20 protein-coding genes, 1 tRNA gene and 1 pseudogene are annotated in these 18,664 nt (G+C 68.0%); 13 read left to right on the top strand and 9 right to left on the bottom strand.

Annotation, left to right across the window (positions count from 1 at the left end; all coding sequences use genetic code 11):
• Positions 1–64 precede the first annotated feature (64 nt).
• The 4 genes from ABD120_RS19960 to ABD120_RS19945 all read left to right on the top strand — a co-directional run bounded on the left by ABD120_RS19960 (position 65) and on the right by ABD120_RS19945 (position 3,670).
• Entirely contained in the window at positions 65–640 is a 576-nt protein-coding gene (locus ABD120_RS19960; RefSeq protein WP_343951451.1) for a hypothetical protein, read from the top strand.
• Positions 637–1,191, top strand: coding sequence for a nuclear transport factor 2 family protein (locus ABD120_RS19955; protein WP_343951450.1), 555 nt, complete (start codon positions 637–639; stop codon positions 1,189–1,191). The genes ABD120_RS19960 and ABD120_RS19955 overlap by 4 nt, the downstream gene beginning before the upstream one ends.
• Before the next feature lie 169 nt (positions 1,192–1,360).
• On the top strand, positions 1,361–2,794 hold the full coding sequence (locus ABD120_RS19950) for a glycoside hydrolase family 6 protein (RefSeq protein ID WP_343951449.1): 1,434 nt from the start codon (positions 1,361–1,363) through the stop codon (positions 2,792–2,794).
• A 360-nt stretch (positions 2,795–3,154) separates the two neighbouring features.
• The gene (locus ABD120_RS19945; protein WP_343951448.1) at positions 3,155–3,670 is read left to right on the top strand and encodes an SRPBCC family protein; all 516 of its coding nucleotides are present in this window, start codon (positions 3,155–3,157) and stop codon (positions 3,668–3,670) included.
• Positions 3,671–3,702: 32 nt separating this feature from the next.
• Here ABD120_RS19945 and ABD120_RS19940 read toward each other — a convergent pair whose 3' ends face one another.
• Complete coding sequence (locus ABD120_RS19940) at positions 3,703–4,866, bottom strand: AI-2E family transporter (protein ID WP_343951447.1); 1,164 nt, start codon at positions 4,864–4,866, stop codon at positions 3,703–3,705.
• Between the two features lie 142 nt (positions 4,867–5,008).
• Here ABD120_RS19940 and ABD120_RS19935 point away from each other — a divergent pair, with 142 nt between their 5' ends.
• The 4 genes and pseudogenes from ABD120_RS19935 to ABD120_RS19920 all read left to right on the top strand — a co-directional run bounded on the left by ABD120_RS19935 (position 5,009) and on the right by ABD120_RS19920 (position 7,113).
• A complete protein-coding gene (locus tag ABD120_RS19935; protein ID WP_343951446.1) occupies positions 5,009–5,428 on the top strand; it encodes a hypothetical protein in 420 nt (139 codons plus the stop codon).
• 62 nt (positions 5,429–5,490) lie between these two features.
• A complete protein-coding gene (locus ABD120_RS19930) occupies positions 5,491–5,694 on the top strand; it encodes an SRPBCC family protein (protein ID WP_343951445.1) in 204 nt (67 codons plus the stop codon).
• 251 nt (positions 5,695–5,945) lie between these two features.
• A pseudogene (locus tag ABD120_RS39820) lies at positions 5,946–6,113 on the top strand (ATP-binding cassette domain-containing protein); the annotation flags it as partial.
• A gap of 52 nt (positions 6,114–6,165) precedes the next feature.
• Entirely contained in the window at positions 6,166–7,113 is a 948-nt protein-coding gene (locus ABD120_RS19920; RefSeq protein WP_343951443.1) for an aminoglycoside phosphotransferase family protein, read from the top strand.
• 122 nt (positions 7,114–7,235) lie between these two features.
• Here ABD120_RS19920 and ABD120_RS19915 read toward each other — a convergent pair whose 3' ends face one another.
• Positions 7,236–8,696, bottom strand: coding sequence for an FAD-binding protein (locus tag ABD120_RS19915; RefSeq protein ID WP_343951442.1), 1,461 nt, complete (start codon positions 8,694–8,696; stop codon positions 7,236–7,238).
• A gap of 120 nt (positions 8,697–8,816) precedes the next feature.
• Positions 8,817–9,689 carry a hypothetical protein gene (locus tag ABD120_RS19910; protein ID WP_343951441.1) on the bottom strand — a complete coding sequence of 291 codons (873 nt, stop codon included), beginning with the start codon at positions 9,687–9,689 and terminating at the stop codon, positions 8,817–8,819.
• A gap of 747 nt (positions 9,690–10,436) precedes the next feature.
• Between ABD120_RS19910 and ABD120_RS19905 the strand changes: the two genes are divergently transcribed.
• Positions 10,437–11,333 carry a WD40 repeat domain-containing protein gene (locus tag ABD120_RS19905; protein WP_343951440.1) on the top strand — a complete coding sequence of 299 codons (897 nt, stop codon included), beginning with the start codon at positions 10,437–10,439 and terminating at the stop codon, positions 11,331–11,333.
• Positions 11,334–11,624: 291 nt separating this feature from the next.
• Here the strand turns inward: ABD120_RS19905 and ABD120_RS19900 are convergent, their stop codons facing one another.
• Entirely contained in the window at positions 11,625–11,879 is a 255-nt protein-coding gene (locus tag ABD120_RS19900) for a hypothetical protein (protein ID WP_343951439.1), read from the bottom strand.
• Between the two features lie 8 nt (positions 11,880–11,887).
• Between ABD120_RS19900 and ABD120_RS19895 the strand changes: the two genes are divergently transcribed.
• Positions 11,888–12,193, top strand: a complete 306-nt coding sequence (locus ABD120_RS19895; RefSeq protein WP_343951639.1) for an SbtR family transcriptional regulator — start codon at positions 11,888–11,890, stop codon at positions 12,191–12,193.
• A gap of 120 nt (positions 12,194–12,313) precedes the next feature.
• On the opposite strand, the gene ABD120_RS19890 is transcribed toward ABD120_RS19895, so the two are convergent.
• From ABD120_RS19890 to ABD120_RS19880, 3 genes are all read right to left on the bottom strand, one after another.
• Positions 12,314–12,580: a hypothetical protein gene (locus tag ABD120_RS19890; protein WP_343951438.1), complete on the bottom strand. Its 267-nt coding sequence runs from the start codon at positions 12,578–12,580 to the stop codon at positions 12,314–12,316.
• A gap of 283 nt (positions 12,581–12,863) precedes the next feature.
• The gene (locus tag ABD120_RS19885) at positions 12,864–13,064 is read right to left on the bottom strand and encodes a hypothetical protein (RefSeq protein ID WP_343951437.1); all 201 of its coding nucleotides are present in this window, start codon (positions 13,062–13,064) and stop codon (positions 12,864–12,866) included.
• A 253-nt stretch (positions 13,065–13,317) separates the two neighbouring features.
• Positions 13,318–13,524, bottom strand: a complete 207-nt coding sequence (locus ABD120_RS19880; RefSeq protein ID WP_343951436.1) for a hypothetical protein — start codon at positions 13,522–13,524, stop codon at positions 13,318–13,320.
• 77 nt (positions 13,525–13,601) lie between these two features.
• On the opposite strand from ABD120_RS19880, the gene ABD120_RS19875 reads away from it, so the two are divergent.
• Positions 13,602–13,817, top strand: coding sequence for a hypothetical protein (locus ABD120_RS19875; RefSeq protein WP_343951435.1), 216 nt, complete (start codon positions 13,602–13,604; stop codon positions 13,815–13,817).
• A 269-nt stretch (positions 13,818–14,086) separates the two neighbouring features.
• On the opposite strand, the gene ABD120_RS19870 is transcribed toward ABD120_RS19875, so the two are convergent.
• Complete coding sequence (locus ABD120_RS19870; protein WP_343951434.1) at positions 14,087–15,760, bottom strand: protein kinase domain-containing protein; 1,674 nt, start codon at positions 15,758–15,760, stop codon at positions 14,087–14,089.
• A 551-nt stretch (positions 15,761–16,311) separates the two neighbouring features.
• On the opposite strand from ABD120_RS19870, the gene ABD120_RS19865 reads away from it, so the two are divergent.
• Together ABD120_RS19865 and ABD120_RS19860 are read left to right on the top strand one after the other, a co-directional pair.
• Entirely contained in the window at positions 16,312–16,854 is a 543-nt protein-coding gene (locus tag ABD120_RS19865) for a hypothetical protein (RefSeq protein WP_343951433.1), read from the top strand.
• 137 nt (positions 16,855–16,991) lie between these two features.
• Positions 16,992–17,267 (top strand): hypothetical protein, encoded by a 276-nt coding sequence (locus ABD120_RS19860; RefSeq protein ID WP_343951432.1) that lies wholly within the window; start codon positions 16,992–16,994, stop codon positions 17,265–17,267.
• Positions 17,268–18,573: 1,306 nt separating this feature from the next.
• On the opposite strand, the gene ABD120_RS19855 is transcribed toward ABD120_RS19860, so the two are convergent.
• Positions 18,574–18,647 (bottom strand) — tRNA-Pro (locus ABD120_RS19855).
• Positions 18,648–18,664 lie beyond the last annotated feature (17 nt).

Below are 18,664 nucleotides of genomic sequence, written 5' to 3'. Positions count from 1 at the left end.
CCCAGGCTTGCCTCCTGGGTTCGCAGACGTTGATCGTGCGGTACGGCGCGACGCCGTCGCGCAGATGACCACCTCGTTCCCTGAAAGGCAGCGGCGCACCGAGGCGCCGGGCGTCACCGGCGCGCTGCTGTGGTTCGGACTCGTCACCGGCACCGTCCAGGGCGGGACCGTCGTCACCGGGCTCGACTGGCGCTGGGCCACGCTGATCCCGGTGTTCGTCGGCGGCGCCGTCCTGGCCTGCGCGGAAGCGGGCTGGCCCGGCCTGCCCATGCTCGGCTCTCCGATCGGACCGGCGCTGCGGCTCGGCGCGTTCCTGCTGGTCGAGGCCCGTCACCGGTATCTGAGCCCGCGCGGCCGGCCCACGGTCGGTCAGATCCCCTTCGGCCGGTACGGCGGCCGGGCCTGCCTGCCCCACCTGTACGCGCGGGGTGCCCTCGGTCACGCGCCGGTGGCCACCGGATCCTCTCCGAGGGCGCCGCCGCGCCGGGTGGCCGTCGCATTCCTTTGCCTCGCAGAACTTGGAAAGAAGGAAATCACTGTGGCAAGCATGTACTTCCTCGCCTACGCCGACGGCACCTGGCCCCGGCTCACCGTTTCCGGACACCACCCCTTCAAGCCCGTCTCGGGAAGGCTGTCATGAAGTACCGCATCGCCCCCTGCCTGCTGGCATTCGCCTTTCTGGTCGCCGCCTGCGGGCAGAACGCCGGAAGGACGGGTAGCGCACCCGTGGCCATGACCCCCGTCGCGGCCGTCAGCGAGCGTCCGTTGAGCAAGGCCGCCAAGATCAAGGCGGTGAACAGGTTCTTCACCGCCTACGCCGCCGGCGATATGGACGGCATCAGGGCCGTACTCACCGAGGACGTCCAGTGGACCATTCCCGGGCACCACCCGTTGTCGGGCACCAAGCGTGGAGTGGACGAGGTCGTCGCCTTCTTCACCCAGCTCGGCAAGGGCGGTTTCCAGGCCGAGCCGATGTTCCTCGAAGCCAACGCCGACTACGTGGTCGACATCCACCGGGGCTGGACCACCAAGGGCAACGGCAAGGTCGACACCATGTGGGCCCTGGTCTGGCACTTCAATCGCGAAGGCAAAATCGACCGGGTCTTCAACCTGTCCGGTGACCAGCACCAGATGGATGCCTATGTCTGGGGCAACTACACCCTCAAGCCCATCCCGGGAAGGCTGCAATAGGCCCGTCCTGACGAACGTGCCGCTGCCGGCGGCACGTTCGTCAACGGCTGACCGGGTATCACGATCTCGTGCTGATCGGAGACGATGGCGCTGTCGAGTGTCTCGAACAGCGATGGCAGAGGGGCCGCGATCTCCTGTGCCTTCGCAACACCATGAGAAGGGTGCTGTCGTGCGATCTCTCGCTGTTGGATTCGTGGTCGCGTTAGCCGCAGGCGTCCTGTCCGTTCCCCACCCCGCGTCGGCGGCCACCCAGTTGGTCGCCAACGGTACGTTCTCCGGCGGCGTCTCCGGTTGGAAGCAGATCGACCAGGCGGAGGTGACCGCGGACGCGGGCCGGATGAAGGTGCGGGCCAGGACCATGGTGGACCAGCCGTGGAAGGCGATGACGGCGGCGAACACCACCGCCACCCTCAGACCGGGCAAGAGTTACACGCTCTCCTTCGACGCCCAAGCCTCGCAGGCGTTCACGGCTACGGCCACCGTCCAGTACCTCAAGACCCCAGGCCAGGCGCAGTCGCTCAACCAGCCGGTCGCGCTCACCACCGCCGGTAAGCGCCACACCTTCGGTTTCACGGCGCTCGCCCCGGTCGACACCTCCGACCTGACCGTGGAGGTGACCTTCCAGATCGGCCAGCAGACCCTCACCCCGTCGGTGTGGTTCGACAACGTCTCGCTGCTGGAGACCCAGACGACCCGCCCGACAGCGCTGCACGTCTCCGGCGGCTCCAACCCGGCCAGGTGGGTCGCGGCCAACAGGACCACCGATCCGGCCCGTGCTCAGGCGATCGAGAGCAGTATCGCCACCAAGCCGATCTTCGAGTGGTTCGGCGGCTGGTTCGGGGACCTCACCGCGGCCGTCGACACCTACGTGGGCGACGCCCAAGCGGCTGACCGGCTGCCGATGCTGGTCGCCTACAACATCCCCAACCGGGACGCGTGCGCCACCGAGTCGACCGGCGGCGCCGGCAACGCGGCCGCGTACCACGCGTGGATCACCGAGTTCGCCAGGGCGATCGGCACCCGGCACGCGATCGTCGTCCTGGAACCGGACGCCGTGGCCGCCGCCCCATGCGTGGCCAGAGTCGGCAAGAACCCCGAGGACCAGTACAGGATGCTGCTCGACGCCACGCAGGTGCTGAAGACCAACGCACCGAACGCCTGGGTCTACCTCGACGCGGGCAACTCGACCTGGGTGACCGACAAGAACGACCTGGTCGACCGGCTGGGCAAGGCGGGCATCGCGAACACCCGGGGCTTCGCGCTGAACGTCTCCAACTACAATCTCACCACCCACACCGACGCGTACGCCGTCGAGGTGAAGAACCTGCTGGCGGCCGTCCACGGGACGAAGACATACGTGATCGACACCAGCCGCAACGGCAACGGCCCCTACAGCGACTCCACTCCGGACGACAACTGGTGCAACCCGCCACAGCGCCGACTCGGCACCGTGCCGGTCAGGCAGTCGAGCGGTGCCGAGTACCTGTTCTGGGTCAAGGTGCCGGGCGACTCCGACGGCCAGTGCGGCATCGCGCCGCCGAACACACCGGCCGGGACCTTCAGCCCCTACCTGGCGATGGCCCTGATCAACGGCACACCGTAGCTCGGGTGATCGCGCCACACGACCACCCCGATCAGTGGACGTCGGGAGAGGGCCCGTCGCCCTCGCCGTACATGATCCTTAGGGCGTCGGCTCGCCACGGCGCTGCGCCCTCCTAGGTGCCTCTGCCGTCAGTGCCCAGGGGTCTCGGCCCAGCCGTGCTCCCGGATGTCGACCCCGAGGCGCCGACGGAAACAGGGCCGAACCGCTCGTCAGAATGCGCTCGGCCTGATCGGCGCTGCCGGCCGTTCTGTCGATCCATCGGCGCCCGGTATGGCTCGCCCGAGTCCTAACCCGTTGACGCGCCCGGCTCGGCGGCGGGGCTGATGTTAACGTCCGCACCGGACGGGCAGGGGCCTGGGCATGAGTACCATCGAGCACGCAGTGAACGTGAACGTCCCGCTCCGTGCGGCTTACGACCAGTGGACTCAGTTCGAGACCTTCCCGCAGTTCATGGAAGGTGTGGAGTCGGTGAGGCAGGTGAGCGACACCCGCAACCACTGGATCGCCGAGATCGCCGGGGTCAGGCGGGAGTTCGACACCGAGATCACCGACCAGCACCCCGACGAGCGCATCGCCTGGCGGTCGCTCGGCCGGCCGCACCAGGCCGGGGTCGTCACCTTCCATCGCATCGACGACACGACGACGCAGGTCGTGCTCCAGATGGAGTACGACCCCGAGGGGTTCGTCGAGACCGCCGGCGACTGGCTGCAACTCGTCCGCACGCGCGTCCACGGGGACATGGACCGCTTCAAGGAGTTCATCGAGGAGCGTGGCGGCGCGACCGGCGGCTGGCGCGGAGAGGTTCCGCGACCGCCCGACCACGGCGCCCCGCTGTCCGCCACCGGCTCACCGCCGCCCAAGAGGCCCCACGCGTAACCTGCAGGCACGCGAGTCAGTGCCCGTGAGACTCAAGAGTTGTCGAGGCGGGGGAAGGTGACCTCTTGGAGGATGAGGCGAAGGGCGGCTGCGATGGGGATGGCGAACAGGGCGCCGACGATGCCCAGCAGGGTGGCACCGATGGTGACGGCGATGAGGGTGACCACTCCGGGGATCTTGACGGCCGTACCCATGATGCGCGGGACCAGGACGTAGTCCTCGAAGAGCCGGTATGCCACGACGAAGCCGGCGGTGGCCAGCGCGACCGGGAGCGAGACCGACAGGGCCACCAGGGAGATCACGACGCCGCCGATGGTGGACCCCACGACGGGGACCAGGTCCATGAGCGCGACGAACAGCGACAGAAGCAGCGCATAGGGGACGTCGAAGAGGAACAGCCAGATGAAGGTGAGAACGCCGGCGATGGCAGAGGTGACGAGGTTGCCGAGGACGAACCGGCCGACCTTGTTCAGGATGTCGTCGCCGATGAGGATCGCGCGGGGGCGCCGGGAGTTGGGTAGGCAGCGGTAGGCGGTGCCCTTGATCCGGGGCATGTCGGCGAGAAGATAGACGGTCAGCACCAGCACGATCACTGTGGAGGCGGCTGCGCCCACGACCGCCTTGCCCGCGCCCAGGAGCCCGCCGACCAGCGAGATCTCGTTCTCTCCTGTCCCCAGCTTCTGGACGGCGTGCGCCAGATCGAACCGGGTGTTGAGGCGCCCGATGAGCGTGTTCTGGTTCGTGGCCTCCCGGAGATAGCCGGGTACCTCGTGGACGAACTGCCCCACCTGGCTGACGATCACCGGGATGGCCAGCGCGAGGAACCCCGCGATCAGTGCCAGCGTCGCGGCGACGATGATCGACACACTCGCCCAGCGCGGCAGCCCCCGGCGTACCAGCCAGTTGGCGGCCGGATCGAGCCCGATCGCGATGAACAGGCCCAGCCCGATGAGCACCAGCACGTCCTTGGCCGCGCCGAGCAGCAGGATCACCCCGTAGGTGGTCGCCGCCCCCGCCGCCGCCATCATTCCCAGATAGAACGGCGAGCGTCGATCGAACGGCCGCCCTTGCCGGCCGAACGGCTGCTCCTCCGTGGCGGTCTCGTCGGCCTTCTCGGCCGCCCGCTCGACCGTTCCTTCTGGAGCTCGCCCCGTCTTCTGTTCGGACGACGCAGGCGGCTTGTCGTGAGATGTCATGGCACATCCGGCCCTTCAACACCTCAGGTCATTCCCTCTGGCGCGACCTCATCCAAGGCATCATCGAGTTTTGCCGGAAATTGGGATGCCGTACAGCCGGATAAGCAGATAGACGGCGCCGCCCGGCGGGAATTACCGGAGAATGGAGTCGGAAATCTTCGGATTCGCCTTTGACGCCCTTTATCGTCGTCCGCTGTGGCTGCTGGGCATCACGCCGGAAAGCAGCGGAGTGGTCGTCGTCGGGGGCCTCGTCCGGGTGCGGTTCGGGCCTTGGAAGGTGGAGACGGAACTGAGCAATATCGAGAAGACCGCCATCACGGGGCCGTACTCGGCGGCCAAGGCGATCGGGGTCCGTATCTCGGCGGCCGATCGAGGGCTGACGTTCGGAACGAACGTGAGCGAAGGGCTCTGCCTGAGCTTCCAGCGTCCGGTACGGGGCGGCGAACCGGCCGGCCTGATCCGCCACCCGGCGCTGACGGTGACCGTCGCCGATCCGCAGAGCCTGGCCGAGCGCCTGGACCGGACGTCGGGGACGAAGCCCTGCCGGAGCCGCGGGGAGTGAGCAGCCGGTGTCCGGCTCCGGCCGAGGTTGTCGTCCGCGTCCGGCGGGCAGAAGGTGTTGCCATGAGTACCATCGAGCACGCACTGAATGTGAACGTCCCGCTCCGTGCGACCTACGACCAGTGGACTCAGTTCGAGACCTTCCCGCAGTTCATGGAAGGTGTGGAGTCAGTGCGGCAGGTGAGCGACGACCCCGACGGATTCGTCGAGACCGCGGGCGACTGGCTGCAGTTCGTCCGCATGAGAGTTCATGGGGACCGAAGATGACCGCCGATGGTCTCTGTAGCCAGGCGTGCGCGTGCCGTACAGGATTGTGCGGTTCGTCCTGCTACCGTGGGTCTATGGCTTTTCTCTTCTTTGTCTGAGTCCGGGCATGGCCCATGCCGCCGTTTCTGCTGCCCGTAAACTCTTTCATATCTCAGGAAAGCGCCCAAACTTCCATGCCCGCTGTGGCGCAACTGTCCGTCAAGTCCGTCACCAAGTCGTACGGCACCCGGACCGTCCTCGACCAGGGCACCCTCGCCGAGCTCGACGGCGTACGGGTCGGGGAGCGGCTGCGTCTGGACGGGCTCCTGGCGATCGAGCCCGGACAACGGCTGCTGATCACGGGCGGGAACGGCGCGGGCAAGACGACACTGCTCCGCGTCCTGGCGGGCGACCTGGAACCGGACGCGGGTACGGCACGCCGGACGCAGACGCTGACCCGGTGAATCGCTCATCGACTGAAACAAGGCATCCATGACCACCTTCCTGACACCACAACAGCGTGCCGACCGCACCTCCGCCGCCGTCGAGGCCGCCGTCGCGGCCGGGCGTGAGCTCGGCCTGACCGTCACCGAGCCCACGGTGCTCCACGACGTCTTCTCGGTCGTCGTCCACCTGGCTCCCTCGCCGGTCGTGGCCCGGGTTCCCACCGTCCTGCCCCGCCCGGACGACCTGGCCGCCCTCGCGCGCCGCCAGCAGGACGAGCTGGACGTCACACGCTGGCTGGCCGACCAGATGATCCCCGTGATCGCGCCCAGCCCGCTCGTGCCGCGTGAACCTGTGCAGCGCGACGGGTTCTCGATGACGTTCTGGCCGTTCGTCGAGGAGGCCCGGGACAAGGAACCCGACTACGTCGCGCACGCCGAGAGCGTCGCCGACCTGCACGCGGCACTGCGCGCCTACCCGGGCCACCTGGAGTTCCTGTCCGCGGCCGACCCGGGGTTCATCGCGAGCGGCCTCGCCCGCCTCGACCGGCATCCCGACCTGATCGGAGCGGCCGAACTCGACCGGGCCCGCCACGAATGGCGGTTCCTCGAACCCCTCGTACGCTCACGCGGCGCCTTCGAGGCTCGGTTCCCCGGCGTCGACCTCCAACCCATTCACGGTGACTCCCCGCCCGCGAACATCTTCAACGGGGTACACGGTGATCTCTACGCCGACTTCGAACTGGTCACTCTGGGGCCCGTCGAGTGGGATCTGGCCGCTCTCGGACCCGAGCACGAAGCCGCATACAACCGAGGCGCACGACGCAACGGCATGAGGCCGCTCGACGAGGAGGTCCTCGCCTTCGTCAACACCCTGGGCATGCTGCGGATCATCGCCACCCTCACGCTGGTCCCGCAGCTTCCCGAACTGATGGAGTACCTCAAGCCCGCAGTCGACCACTGGCGGACGACGCCCGTGAACGATCACCATCCGTAGATCCTGGGAGCTGGGGCCCTTCACCCGTTCTGCGGTACGGGATTCCGGGGAGGAACTGGCGCCATTCGGCGTCGGTAAGATCAAGAGCTCACGAACGTGCCGGATTGTTTCACGGTTGCTTCTCAGTACCGTTCCGGAGGGAAGACTCCCTGGCCAGGAGTAAGGATCCGGTCGGGGTCGTAGCGTTCACGGGCCGCCTCGAAGGCGGCCCATGCGGGGCCGTAATGGGTGCGCCACTCCTCAGGCGTGGTGGGTATGGCGCCGACCGGGTACTGGTAACCCCCGACGGCCTGGGCGCGCAGGTAGAGGGAGCGGTTGGCCTCCACCATGTCCTGCGGGCTCTCGGCTCCGTACGAGGCGGTTCTGAGCAGGGTGAAGAGGAAGACCGTCTCCTCGTCGGGCACGCGCAGTAAGGGTAACCGCAGCCGGGCGCGGGGGAAGGGATAGAGCAGGATCACGCCGCTGGCGCCGACCTCGGTCTCGGTCAGGTCCTTGATGGCGGCTTCCACGAAGGCGTCGGTACGGCTGGCGGGCAGGAACATGTTCCACCAGGGGTGCGGGCGGTACCACTCGCCTGTCGACTTCAGATGGGCGACACCTTTGGCGAGCCGGTTGAGGAAGTCGAAATACGACATGTCATGAATCTGTCGGTTGCCAGGCTGGTCGCCCAGACCGTCGAGAAGCCGGGCGTCGTCGGGCGGGGTCGTGCCGTCGAAGAAGGCCACCGCCTCAAGCCGGTGACTCCAGTCGGCGGAGTCGGTCGGCAGCCCGAGCTCGCCCTCCACGTAGGCGAAGCGGCCGTCGCCGACCACCCGCCGCTGGTCGGCGGTCAGCGCGGCGACGCTCGGGTAGGACAGCAGGTAGTGGCGGACCGTCTCGGGGGCGGGCACCAGGCGTACGGTGGCCTTGGTGATGATGCCGCACTGTCCTCTTCCGGCCAGTGCCGCGCGGAAGAGATCGGGGCGCAGCTGCGGCGAACACCTCCTCAGGCTGGCGTCCCCCGTGACGATCTCCAGTTCCACGACGTTGTCCGCCTGGGATCCGTGGTGGTGGGTCTGGCCGCCGAAACCGCCGACCGAGAGCGTGCCGCCGACCGAGAGTTCCAGGTAGTCGGTGAAGACCGGAGGGGTCAGGCCGTGGGCCAGGGTCGCCCGCGCCACGCTGCTCCAGAGCGCGCCCGCCTCCACGACGGCCGTGTCCTCCCGCACCTCGATCGCGTCGAGCGGGGTCATGTCGATGATCAGACCGCCCGTGACCTGGCCCTGACCGAAGGTCGCGTGTCCCTGGCCGCGTGCGGCCACCTGAAGGTCGTGCGTCCGGCAGTACCTCATCATCAACATGATGTCCGAATCGGCGCCTGGCTCCAGCACGGCGCCGGGGGTCCGATGGACCAGGTGCCCGAAGTCGTCGGCCGCCTCGCCGCGCGAGGCGGGATCGGTCACCACCCTGCCCTTCAGCGGCGGCAGATCGACCATCCCCTGAGACGGGGCGGCGTCGGTGACCCACGTGCGCGTGGACGGGTCGAAGCCGACCACGGCCGCCCCCGCTGTGAGGAACGTCCGTCTCCACGGATGCCACGTCATAGCCGATCCCTTCGCAGCGCGGTCACGTCGCGTCGATAATCGCCGACCGCACCTGGCGCCGCTACCCGCACGAAACCCACAAAAGGGTTACTACGCCGCTGCGGGCCGCGACGGGCAGACCTACACGCCGGCCGTCCGGCTGCCCGAGTTCGTGTCCGTGGGTTCCGGTCCGCCGCGGAACCTGTACCCGATCGACCGGAGGTGCCGGTACTCGAACACGGCCAGCACCAACGCCGTGGCCGTGCCGCAGAGGTTCAGCGTCAGCCACAGCCAGTCGGGTACGCCGTTGGTGTCGTTCGCGATGATCTCCTGGCCGCTGATCAGCAGCATGACACCCGTTGCGCCGATCGGTGCGAGCAGCGGGTGGACCTCGCCCATCCAGAATCCGGTGCGCGCCGCCCAGTAGATCGTGCAGTACCAGAAGCACCAGAACCAGGGAACGAGGATGATCCCCAAGGCGATGGCGGCGAGCAGCCAGAACGCCGCTGCCCCCGAGGCGTTGACGCCGACGTCACTCTCGAAGGAGACGTCGCCGTTGGCGAGGGTGTCGAGGCTGAGCTCTCCGGCCGCGGCGAGGATCAACACGATCGGCAGGTAGAAGAAGGCCAGCGCGAGGACCGCGCGTCCGAGCAGGAGCAGTACGCCGGGCAGGAGCCGGGTACGGTGGCCGGAGCGGGTCACGACGAACATCGCGAGGATCGGTAGCGGCAGCAGAACGAAGGCGAGCCGACCGGTTTCCATCGCCTTCCGGATGATGTTCGGCCAGACGTCCTGGTAGCGGGAGGTCGCCACCAGGATCACGCCGAGGCCGACCATCGACCGCCAGAACGCGATCCGGTCCAGCACCCGGTCTTTGCGTAATGGGCCGACCCGGGGTTTGAACAGGAACTTGGCGGTCATCCATGGCAAGAGCACGGTGGCGATGACGCGCCTGGTCGTGTTGACATCATCGGGTTCGATCCTGCGGTCGTGCTCCGGTTGCACTGCGGACATCCGGCTCCTTTGCGATATCGACTCGGCGTCGCCAACGCTCTGGTGGTTGCGGGCGGGGAAACCAGAGCTCGCGGGAATTCGGAGCGCGCCCCGACTCAGGGTCACGGCTGGTGATCACAGCGGGTATCCGAACCCTACGGAGCCGTCGTACGCTGGTCGGCATCCAGGCGCGGCCTCCCAGGTATGTCAACGCGAGGGCACCGGACAGCCCGGGTGGAGATGTCGATTCCAGTAAGGTCCACCCTTCGCTCAGGCGAGAATCAGCAGTAGCAGACACCGGGTTCCCACGTGCCGCAAACTCGGCAAGGCGGTCCGCCCCTATGCGGCTCCTCCATCATGCACGTGGTGTTCAAATGCGGAATAACTTCTTAGCTGTGTGACTGAATTTCCGGCAAGTTTGTTCTGATCGGCGATCAGAGTGTGATCGGGGTCACATTTATGATTTTCGGACGATATGGTTCGTTTTCACGAGAGTGGATGGCCAGGTTCCGGAGACCGGGCGAACGTGAGGCGTCGCCGGCGAAGCCTGTTCGGCAACAAGACCGAGCCAGCTGTCGATCTTGACCGCTATGGTTGGCGGGACTTGATCTCCGGATCGCTTCGAGGCCCGGTTCGCTGCGGTCGGCGCGTTGTCACCAACCCCGGAGCAAGCCGTTGATCGAAGTTCTGACACCGATTCGCAAGATAAGGATCGAGCGGGCACACATCCCCGAGGCGCGAGCGGTCCTTCCTGACGGGGACACCTGTGTGGTCGTCGACTCCTACGGCCGGTTGTTCACCGTCTCGCTGTCCACCGGTGAAGTGGTCCGAGTGGAGTCGGGCTCGCTGGGGGTCTCCGCGCTATCGGTGACCCCGGATGGTCGACTGATGGCCACGAGCATGCACGCCTTCGGCGAGTACGGCATCCGGATCTGGGACGTGGCCACCTGGACGGTAACCATGGAGTTGCCCGGGCACAGCCACCCGATCCTGGCGGTGTCGGCGGCGGGTCGAATCGTGGTCACGGCGGCCCGGGACGGCACGAGGGTCTGGGATCTGCGCCAGGCATCCTGCACATTCACGCTGCCGGGCACAGAAGAGGTGATGTGGGTCGCGGTGACCCATGACGAGCGCCATGTGATCACGATGAGCTGGGATCGTTCGATCCTGCTCTGGGACCTGCGGACCGGCGTACCGGTCCGGACGCTGCGGGCCGCCGACCCCCGAGTTCCGGCCTTGAGCTCGCCCGCGAGTGACAACGGGGTCTGGATCCGGACCGTCCTGGCGGACTCGGTACGCGATCGCGTGCTGGCGGCCGACGGTCAACTGTACGTGGGCGGACTCGACGGCCGACGTCCCCTGACGAACTGGAAGACGATACCCCCACACGACAGGGTGCACATGATCCCGGGAAAGGACATGGTGCACACCTGCGTGGCGGCGTTGAATCCGGTGGACGGGACCGTGGCCGTCGATTACGGCGGACGCGTATACCTCCTGGACCCAGGCGGGCAACCGCTCGCAGTGATGGGACCGGAACCGGGGCCGGGGTGGATACCGGTGAGCACCATGACTTTCACTCCGGAGGGCCGCCTGGTCCACTCCTTCCCCGGCGCCTTCGCGGCCGTGGAGGTGTGGCCGGCGCTCTCAGAGCTCACCGAATGAGACAGCTGTGCTCACCAACAGGTCACAAGGGTCTTGAAGGGCGATGGTGTAGTTGGTGGCAGTGACCAGCAAGCGGCCTGTACGGTGCGGGCGCCCTTGGTCTTCCAGCTTCTGCCGTCTCGATTGTTGGATCGGATGAGGCGGATTCAATTGGTCGTCGCAACACCTCGATCGCCTTCGGCCGGCGCTGTGAGCAGGCTGGCGTCCGTCCCGCGCCGCCGGTTCCGCAGGTCGGTCTTGCCGCCGTGATCCGGCCCGTGCGGCGCGGCGACCTCGGATGGCCGTGGCGCATCACGCCTCCTGGCGGGCCTGTCGTTCGGCGTGCTGGTGGGTCGTGCGGCGCCACAACGTGTCGATGTCTTCGGGGCCGAACTCGGACAGGGGGACCCCGATGTCGTCGGCGAGGGCGGCAGCGAACGCGACGCGGTCGCTGAGCACACGGCGCTCGACGCGGGTGCCGTCCGGGGTGGCGACGGTAAGCGTGCGGGCGATCAGCGTTACCGACCGTTCATCCCAGAGGCGGTAGGCGATGAGCAGTCGCTCCATGAGGGAGCCTGCCGTGCGGGTGGTCGCGCGCCCTGCGCACCGACCCGGAGAACGTCCGGCTGCGCCGTTCGCTGATGCAGGCCCTGGATCGGATGTGGAGCCGCGCCCAGGCCGAGGGCGCCGTACGTCCCGACGTCACCAGCGGCGACTTCGCCCTACTCCTGGCCCGGGTGCTGCGCCCGCTGCCCAACCTGCCCGACGGGGTGGGCGACCCCGAACGCTCTCTCGCCATCGTCCTCGACGGTCTGCGCGACAGCACCCCCACGCCGCTTCCGGGGCGAGGCCCGACGGTCGACAGCCTCGACGTGCCCTGAACCAACTCCGCCATGCCCTGGCCAAGGTCATCACCAAACACGGCTGGACCACTCGGGGCGAACCCCGCTGATCTACCGCTCAACGCGAGATATGACCACGACCCCGTATCAGCGGAAGGGTCAGCAGCCTCGGCCGTTGACGTAGCCGAACTCGGGTACGTAGTTCACGTACACACAGGTGAACGTGCCTTCCGGGATGGTGATTCCGGGCCCTCCGGGCGCGCAGCCGCTGGCAATGATGACGTAACCGACCATGTCGCCCATGTAGAGGCGAGAGCCGCTGGTGCAGGTGAAGCTGTTGAGAGCCTGTGCGGGAGACGCGGGCAGGGACGTGCCGACGATCACCAGAAGCGGGATGACGGCGAGCCGCTTGACCCAGGCGAGCATACGTACCTCCTCGGAGAGGGTGGGTCCTACCCGCTCCCTCACCCCGAGCCACCCCCCGGATGTGTCCAATAACGGACACGTCCCCGGCGGCGTCGGCCGCGATCGTCGTGCACCGGCTCGCCTACGGGTAGGCCTCGGTCCACTTGACGTCCTCCTCCCGGGCGTGGCCCAACCGGCAAATAGGACGCGTGGGGAGATGTGTCCCACCGCGCGATACATGGCAAGCGGAATCGTGAATCCCGCCCAGGACGGCGGCAAGCCGAGGATGGAAGCTGTCGGTCGCTTACTGACGCACGGTCGTGTCGAGGTCCGGGCCGTGCCAGCGCACGACCGCTGGCGCGGCGGCGTTCCGGGTGCGCCAGTACCCGTCGGCGCTGCTCCGGTCGGGCTCATCCCCGATCGGCTCGATAGGGGTGGTGGGCCGCTTGGCCGGGTCGCCAGCGGTGGCGTCCCACGCCTGGTGGTGCCAATCGGCCTTGCCCACCGTCCCGGCGACGTCGCCGGTGGGTGTGACGACGTGCCAGCGGCGGCGGTCGCTGGCCCAGTGCGGGGGCGCCTCTCGAAGCGGATTGGAGCTGAAGCGCGGACATGACTTGCCACCCTTGCCGGCTTCTACATGTGCACATTCACTCTTTACGTGCAGCTCGTCCTCAGGGAGTGTCTGACCTGGAGTGTTGAGGTCTTCCAGAGGAGCGGCGGCTACCTTCGCCGCAGGTCTGGACGGTCAGGGGTTTCGATCATCCTGCGGTGCAGGCTGACCGGGTGGGCGCAGGCGTCCCCGCGCCGTCGACGAGTTCCCACCCGTCGATTTCGACGGTCTCGGCAGCCGCGAAGTCGTGGCCGCGCTCCAGAGCTTCGTCCAGCAGCGCACGGGCGACCCCTGGGCGGTGCAGGTTGAGGTAGGCGTGGTCGCTGGTCCGTAGTACTCCACCGTCGTGGAACATCCCGTCGTTGACCGGCCACAGGACGGTGCCGCCAGTCCTACCCGCGCGCCGAATCCCTGTTCAAGCAGGCCAGCGTCATGCTCGACCCGCACCAGAAGGGGCGGACGCTCCACCACCTGCGCTACTGCGCCCTGCAGCACCTGGCCGAGGCCGGCCGAAGCGCGCCCGAGCTCCAGGTCAAGTCCCGCCACCAGCACTTGGCCGGCCTCGGCCGCTACATCCACCTCGGCGAGGAGACCTCCGCTCGCCTCACCACCGAAGCCGACCCGGCCGCCCGCCGCAAAAGGCGCTGAACTGCGCCAAACACCCCATACATTGATTACGGAGAGCTGCATTTGCTCCGATGACATCTACCCGAGCGGCGGGCCCAAAGAATCGCATGTGCGGACGTGCTCTGGCACCACGTGCGGTGTTCGTCCCCGGCCAGACGCTGGTCAGGGACGTGTGCAGGCCAGTGGGCGCTGTGTGCCGACGTCTGCGGTCGGTGCTGATCGCCAGCGTCGCCCGGCCGGTCTGACCTGCGGTCGTACGACCCGGCCCGGGCGCGCGAGGTGCTCGGAGGTCAGCTGTCGACCCTGGCGGCTTGCATGGCGCCCAGTCGCCGCACGAACAGGGCGGTGGCGATCGCCGTCGGCACGACCAGGATGTGCGCGGCCAGACTGGGCCAGGTTCTCACCCTGAACTCGTACTTCAGGAACTCGCCGGTCTCCCGGTTCACGCTGCCGATCTTGAGGAGGTCGGTCCACTCGACGGCGAGCAGAGGCAGAGTCGGCAGAGCCAGCAACCACAGGGCCCACCAGATGTGCGAGAGCCGTGCCGGGGCCGTCGCGCCGTGGAGTCGGGGCGGGCTGGAGGCGTGCCATACGTCGTCGGCGATCTGCTTGGGCAGCCACAGGTTGCCGATCGGGATGAGCCAGCCGTACACGGCCATGGAGGACGGGTACCGTAGCCGGCCGGGCGCGAGACGTTCCGCGACGACGCGGGCCCGATGGAACCAGATCAGCCACAAGACCGCCAGCCCCAGGCCGGAGACGATCTGAGCCACCCACAGGACGGCGGCGACCCTCTCGTCGAGATCGCGCATGTCCTCGAAGGTCGCTTCGTCGTAGTACCGGCCGGCGTCGTCGAGGACGTCGAACTGGTGGATCACCGTGGCCACCGACACCAGGGTGAAGAGGGCGAGCAGTATGTAGACGGCGATCTGGTAGCCGGTGGAGGGGGGCTGCGCTGCGCGGCCGCGGTGCCGGCGGCGTTCGTTGACCAGTAACGACTGGGATGGGTGCTGCTGACCTGTGCGGCCTGGCGGTGGCGGCGCCTGCTGGAGGCCGCCGGCGGTGGCGGCCGGATCGTGCAGGGCGGTCAGTGCCGTGGTCCGGTGTACGGCGATGGCCTGCGTGAGCGCTTCCGGCAGCCACGATTCCCGGCCGGACGCGGCGAGCGTGGTAAGGGCGGTCAGCACATGCTGGAGACCGGGCCGGGCGGCGGGGTCCTTGGCCAGGCAGGCGGCCACCAGGGCGGCCAGCGGCGCGGGCACTGCGTGCAGGTCGGGTTCGGTGTGCACGACGCGGTAGACGACCTCGTGGGCGGACCCTGTTCCGAAGGGGCTGCGGCCGGTGCCGGCGAAGGCGAGGACGCAGCCGAGTGAGAACACGTCCGAGGGCGGCCCGACCTCCTGGGCCATGGCCTGTTCGGGGGACATGAACGCGGCGGTGCCCAGCACGGTGGAGGTCTGGGTGTGGCTGGTGGCGTCCAGGGCGCGGGCGATCCCGAAGTCGATCAGACGGGGACCGTCCTCGGCGAGCAGGACGTTGGCGGGTTTGAGGTCGCGGTGCACCATCCCTCGGGCGTGTACGGCGGCGAGTCCCTCGGCCAGCCCGGCGCCGAGCACCGCAGCCGACTCCAGCGGGAGCGGCCCGTGCTCTTCGACGGCTTGGTACAAGGTGGGGCCGGGGATGTAGGCGGTGGCCAGCCATGGCCGGTCGGCGTCGGTGTCGGCGTCCACGACCTGGGCGGTGTAGAAGCCGCCGACCTTGCGGGCCGCGTCCACCTCGGCGGCGAAGCGGCGCCGGAAGTCGGTGTTGTCGGCCAGTTCGGCCCGGATTACCTTGACCGCCACCAGGCGTCCGCCCGGGGAGCGGCCGAGGAACACCTGGCCCATCCCTCCTCCGCCGAGTCTCGCGTGCAGCCGGTAGGAGCCGATGCGGGTTGGATCGGCTGGGCGCAGGGGGTCGGCCATGGCACCTCTTTCGCGTCGAGATCTTCGCTGACGGGGACGATGATCCCAAACAGGTCCTGGCGTGAGAGGCCGGTGATGAAGAAACCTCCCGCCGCAATGGCTCGTGGTTATCGTCGCATTGCTTTCGTTTCGCGTCGGCGATCCGCCGAGAGTGCAAGCCGACTGCACGAGGACGGCTCAGAGCTCGCCTCTGCCAAGAGTCGTGGATGGTACGCGCGTCCACGACGAGCTCGTGGCCGATGCGATGGGCCAGCCCGCTGACCGGACAGAATCCACGGACTTCCGCCGTGAACGGTCGGCTGCGCGACAGCAGATGTCGGCGCGCCGGGCCGGCCGCAGAGCGCCACCGGCGACCCGGCCGTCACCTGGCGGCGCGGCGATGTCATCGGTATCGGCTGCTGGCGCAGATGGTTGGTTCGGCATCCGGGCGGTCAGGGAGCGTGGCGCCGACAGCGTCGGGCTTTCTCACGGTCGTGCGCCGTAATCGAGCAAGGATCGGCGTTGGAGTGTTCGCCGTGCGGACGATCAGGTCCCGGCGTAGCGTGACGGTCATGGCAGATCAGGATCTATCCGACGCCTTCGCCGAGGACGTCGGTGCGGTGCTCGCACTGGCCGGCGCCTGCGAGGGGTTCGCCACCCATGTGGAACTACTGGCCGACCGGCTCGCCGGGGCCGACCTGAGCGACGACGACGTCGCGTTGGTCAACCGGTCGCTGTATCGGGCGGTGTCGGCGACCTGGCTGGCCGGCGCGATGACCGTCGGCCTGCGGATGCCGGTCAGTGCGCAGGAATGCCCGCACTTCAACGTGGTCACCGACGCCGAGTGGATCCCGCTGGCGATAGGGGCGGGCTGCTTTCAGCGCGACGATCCCTACGCCTGCGTCCTGGAGCCGGGGCATGACGGCGCGCACGCCTCGATCCTGCAGGAGGTTCAGGGCACCGGGCGGCCGGTGTGGCTGCGCTGGAGCGGCCGCGACCGCGAGGTGGTCTCGCTGCCTCCCTGCCCGTACAGCTTTCCCGGCGCGGATCCGAGGGGCGTGGACGACGAGGCGTGCAAAGCGCCGGACGGCCATCCCGGCGAGCACCGCCCGTAGGACAGGGACCGAACAGCTTCGGTCGGCGACGATCTCATGATCACTTAGTGAGGTGGGGGTGGGCAAGGCGAAGCGAATCAAGGCGCGGTGTCTGTGAGGCTCACCGGGAGCGGGTGCCGGATCCCTGTGGCGTCCCAGTGCGTGTCGCTGAGATCCAGGCGTTCCACACGCGCGCCGAGGCCGGGTGGAGGGCCGAGGCGGTCCCGGGTGGTCAGGCCGTCGAGCGGGTCGCGCCCGTCTACGGTTCCACTGTGCTGCAGTGCCAGGGCGAAGTCATGCGGCGAGTCGGGGAGATCGCCGACCGAATCGGCCGGCCCTGCCAGACCCCGCATCTGCTCGACGGCGATGCGGCGGCGTTCGCCGAGGCGTACCAGGCAGAGGCAGGCTTCGATCGGGGCTGGTCACCGCTGTGACGGCATCTGACCGTCTTGGAATCCGAGGCTGCCGGACTGTTCGCCTCCTGCCGACCCGATCGGCACACCGCACTCGACCCGCTTCCGTGTCAACCGGCTCCGCCTGGTTTGTTCAGCTCACCTGCGTTCAGCCAGACCTGGACTCCGTAGGACGGGACAGTGAGGTAGCCGACGACGATGAGCGGCCGTACGGCGCGCAGGGCGTGGGCGGCGGTTGGGTAGGTGGCGTGCCCGGCTTCGGCGGCGATGAGCGCCAGCGGGTCGGGGTCGACGACGTGGAGCTGGCAGCCGTGCGCGTGCAGCGCGGCCGCCCGCCGATGGCCGCATCTGGCCCGACTCCAGCTCTACCCGCTGCTGGCTGCTCACCCCCACCTGGCCCTGCACGCGGGAGGTGCTGTGCTGGCTGGCCTGGATGACAGCTGGCGCCGAGCAAGCGGTGAGCGGCGCGGCGCATGTCCTCGTTGAGATCCTCACCGACCGTGAAGGGTCGGTGGCAGCCGCGGACTAGAGGTTCCAAGGCGTATCAGCTTGCCCGTGATGGAGAGTTCCCTGTTCGCATCATCCGCATCGGCGATCTCTACCGCGTCTGTACGGCCGACCTCATGAAGGTTCTCGGGGTGGATCCGAGCGAGGGAACGAACTGAGCTCAGGGGTGTGTCCATCCCTGTAAGTGTGGACACGCCCCCGTGAGCGCCGCCCCGGTTGAGGCGGTCACACCCGGTTGATCATCTGCACACTGACAGATCGCGCATCCGGGCTGGATGGAGATCTTCCAACCCCTGTATCGACGCGCGTCAGCCTCTTCTCGCCCAGGCAGCTTAGGAAGCGGCACCCCATGGGCTATGGCTGGCCTGGGACGCTCAGGGTGAGCTTCTGGTTGCTCCAGCCCCGTTCGTGGACAGGGCGCGACTGCGACCGCTTCTCAGAGTCAGAGTGAACCCCTTGGAAGGGGTGGTTGTCGGTGGTGACACCGATGCATTCCCGGGTTCCAGACGACCGCGCCCGCACACCTCAGACCCTGCACGTCCCGTTGAGGGCCTCTTCTGAGGAGCAGTAACAAGCTCTGCTGCCTGGGCCAAGGAACCGAGAGTCGCGATCTTCCCTGTGGCGCTCGTTAGTTCTAGCCCTGGCTCTCCGGCACCTGAGCTCCGCGTTCACTTGGGCGCGGGGTCGGGTGATTCTTGGGGCCGCCTGAGGTTGCTAACAGCTACGTGATCGGGTTCAAACCACTAACGCCCTGCTAACGAACGATCAAGGGCCTGATCGCTGTCTCCAGCGATCAGGCCCTTGACCTCGTGTTTCTGGGTCGGGGTGAGAGGATTTGAACCTCCGGCCTCTTCGTCCCGAACGAAGCGCGCTGCCAAACTGCGCTACACCCCGGCGCACATCGCCTTGCG

The sequence above is a fragment of the Nonomuraea longicatena genome (assembly GCF_039525605.1).
GTDB classification, from domain to species: domain Bacteria; phylum Actinomycetota; class Actinomycetes; order Streptosporangiales; family Streptosporangiaceae; genus Nonomuraea; species Nonomuraea longicatena.
Note: the sequence above shows the minus strand (reverse complement) of the source record. Positions and strands in the feature narration are given on the sequence as shown.